This window comes from Streptomyces sp. NPDC006435, assembly GCF_040612315.1.
GTDB lineage: Bacteria > Actinomycetota > Actinomycetes > Streptomycetales > Streptomycetaceae > Streptomyces.
In genome coordinates this window covers 1-3,219 of record NZ_JBEXPY010000117.1, presented here as the reverse complement: position 1 = coordinate 3,219, position 3,219 = coordinate 1, and the positions used below count along the sequence as shown (strand labels likewise).

Below are 3,219 nucleotides of genomic sequence, written 5' to 3'. Positions count from 1 at the left end.
AGCGCGGTGTCGCGGTTGGCCCACGGGAAGGTCTCCACCTTCACCTTCACACCCGAGTGCTCCTTCTCGAACGCCTTCACCAGGCCGTCCCAGTAGGCCTTGTTCTTGGCCTCGTCGAAGATGACCGGGTAGGTCCACATGGTGACGGTGTTGTCGTCGCTGCCGCTGCCGGAACAGCCGGCCAGCACACCGACGGCGAGCACGGTGGCCAGCGCGGGGGCGGCGACGGCGCGGACTCTGGAACGGCGGGTGAGGAGACGGGACATGAGCTGGTCCTCCGAGGACGTGAGGGTGGGGCGGGGAAGAGGGGGAGTCACCGGGCCGGAACCGTTTGGACGGTGCCGGTGTGCCGGGCACGTTCGGCGGCGAACGCCGCGAGGTGGCTGCCGAGCGAGGTGGCGGGACCGGAGCGGACCGCCCCGGCGTCACCGGTGGCGACGGCGGTGACGAACGCGTCGACGAGTCCGGCGTCCCCGCCGCCGTGCCCGTCGGCCGCGTTCGAACCGGAGGCGCCGAGTTCGTGGACGGTGGACTCGCCGGTCCGGAAGTCCTGCACCGTGACCCGCTCGCCGTCGCCGATCAGCCAGCCGTGCGAGCCGAAGATCCGGGTCTGCCGGTGGGTCTGCTCGGTGAACGCCACCATCTGGAAGGTCGCGGTCACCCCGTCCGTCAGCTGCATGGCCAGGACCTGGTGGTCGACCACGTCGTTGTCGCTCCGGTACGCGCAGACGCCGTACGGGCCCTCGCGCAGCGCCTGCACGAGACCGGCCTCGTCGGTCGCCTCGGTGACGTGGGTGACCGGCCAGACCGCGCCCTTCTCGCGCAGCGTCGGCATGTACAGCTTCAGCGCGCTGTACGGGCAGCCGTCCTCGACCGCGCAGTCGAGGCAGCGGTCGGCGGACCCGGCCGGGGCGTTCTCGGGCCGGAAGTGCTTCAGCCCGCCGAAGCTGGAGACCTGCTCGATCCGGCCGCCCATGACGTACGTGATCCAGTCCAGGTCGTGGCAGGACTTGGCGAGCAGCATCGGCGAGGAGTCCTTCTCGCTGCGCCACGGCCCGCGCACGTAGGAGTGCGCGTAGTGCCACCAGCCGACCGGCTCCAGATGGTCGAGGGAGACCAGCTGGCCGAGCACGCCGGAGTCCACGACCTCCTTCACCAGGTCGGTGTACGGGGTGTACCGCATGACGTGGCACACCGCGAACAGGACTCCGGAGCGTTCCACGCCCTCGACGATCCGCCGGGTCTCCTCCTCGGTCGGGGCGAGGGGCTTCTCGGCGAGGATCGCGTAGCCGGCCTCGGCCAGGGCCAGCACCGGCTCCACGTGGAAGCGGTCCTGGGTGGCGACGACGACGGCGTCGGCGATGCGGTTCTCGACCAGCGGACGCCAGTCGTCGAACTCGACGGGAGCGCCGGCGGCGGCCCGCGCCGCGGGGCGCGGGTCGGCGACGGCGACGAGCTCGGCGCGCTCGGGGTGCGCCTTGATCCACTCGGCGTACGTCAGACCGCGGTTGCCGGCGCCGACGAGTGCGACCCGTACGGGCCGGCCGGTGATCGGGGTATGCGTGGACACGGGAATCCCTGGTGCTCGATGGGGTGGTCAGATGCGCAGCGTGGCCGCGGTGTGGGCGACGCGGTCGCCCTCGTCCGGCAGCGCGGTGCGCTCGGTGCCGTCCTCGACGCAACCGGTGTGCAGCAGATGGCTGTTGCCGGTGAACGCCGCGGGCCGCAGTTCGAGCCGGCCGCCGGTGAAGGTGGAGCCGGTGGCCCGGTAGCGGTTGGTGCCCTCGGTGACCAGCACGTGGGCGGTGCCCTCGGGCGCGGTCGAGTCGAGGCCGGACAGCTGCCAGTCGACGGTCCGTCCGGCACCGGTGCGCGACAGCAGGGCGCCGTCCTTGTTGGTGCCGTTCAGCCGCGTTCCGTCGACGCGCAGCCGCTGGTCCTTGTCGGAGGCCAGCTTGAGCCCGGTGTCGCGGAGTTCGCCGCCCAGCACGGTGATGTCGGTGTGCTTGAGCGAGACGGGGGCGGTGTCCTTCGAGCCGGTGAGCGTGCACTGGTCCAGGACGAGCGGCCCGGTGCCGTTGAACACCGCTGCGTCGACGCCCTTCAGGACGTTGCGCTGGAGGGTGAGCGGGACGGTCACGTTGGCCTGGGTGATCTCCGCGCCGGCCGCGAACGCGAACGAGGAGTCGGCGATCACATTGGGGCGGGCGGACAGGTCCGAGGCGCGGGAGACGATCAGCGGACCCGTGGCCGTGCAGCCGCGCATCTGCACGCCGTCGGCGTTGACCCAGAGCATCCCGGAGCCGGACAGGGACTTCTTGCCGACGACGAGGACGTCCTCCAGGGTCAGATCGGTGATCTTGACCCGGGCCACGAACCAGGAGCAGGCGTGCCGGCGGACGGTGATCCGCTTGGCCCGGCCGCCCCAGGCGGCGCCGGAGTTGGCGAAGGTCATCAGCCCGGAGTTGCCGGTGTAGACGAGGTCGTGCTCGAACTGGCCGTGCGTCACGAACGGGCCCTCGTCGTCGCCGTCGCCGTGACAGTTGGTGACGTAGCAGTAGGCGGAGGCCGTGAAGTCGTTGAGGTGGCGGGCGTTGGAGGTGTGACAGTCCTCGACGTGCCCGTACAGGCAGTAGATCTGCTGGGTGAGGTAGCCCGCGCCGCCGTACGTCACCGACTTCGGGTTGGTCAGCGAGCACTGCTCGGTGCGGTAGTACGTGCACCAGCGGCGCATCACGACCGGCCAGAAGGTGCCGATGGCCTCGATCCCGGAGACGTCGCAGCGCACCGCGTACTCGTACGCGACCGGGTGCGAGCCGGACATCTCGTCCTCGCCCCAGCCCTCGAAGACCATGTTGCGGACGTGGGCGCGGTCGACGGGCTCGACGCGGGTCCAGGTCAGGGTGCGTCCGGCGGCCAGGTCCCAGCCGATCTGGTAGTTGACCCGGATGTGCGTGGCGTCGACGACATCGGTGACCTGGACGAGCCGCTGGATCTCCTTCTCGTACTTGCCCGCCAGGGCGTTGACCTCCACGGCCCACCACTGGCCCACGGAGAACTTCGACGAGTCACCGACCTCGAACAGGTCCGAGAGGTCCGGCATCGCCGCACCCAGGGTGTGCTTGACGGTGGTGTCGGTGGGGGTGCCGCGGAAGGAGAGGACGGCGCCGAAGGGGTTGTCGTGGGTGTTCTTCTCGATGCCTTCGGTGCGTATGCGGT

General features: G+C 70.6%; 2 protein-coding genes and 1 pseudogene. All 3 read right to left on the bottom strand.

The window, feature by feature from the left end; translation table 11 throughout:
• Positions 1-266 (bottom strand): annotated as a pseudogene (locus ABZZ04_RS39350) (sugar ABC transporter substrate-binding protein); the annotation flags it as partial.
• A 47-nt stretch (positions 267-313) separates the two neighbouring features.
• On the bottom strand, positions 314-1,570 hold the full coding sequence (locus tag ABZZ04_RS39345) for a Gfo/Idh/MocA family oxidoreductase (protein WP_356937044.1): 1,257 nt from the start codon (positions 1,568-1,570) through the stop codon (positions 314-316).
• A gap of 27 nt (positions 1,571-1,597) precedes the next feature.
• The coding region (locus tag ABZZ04_RS39340) for a peptidase C14 (protein ID WP_356937043.1) at positions 1,598-3,219 on the bottom strand (1,622 nt) is incomplete at its 5' end.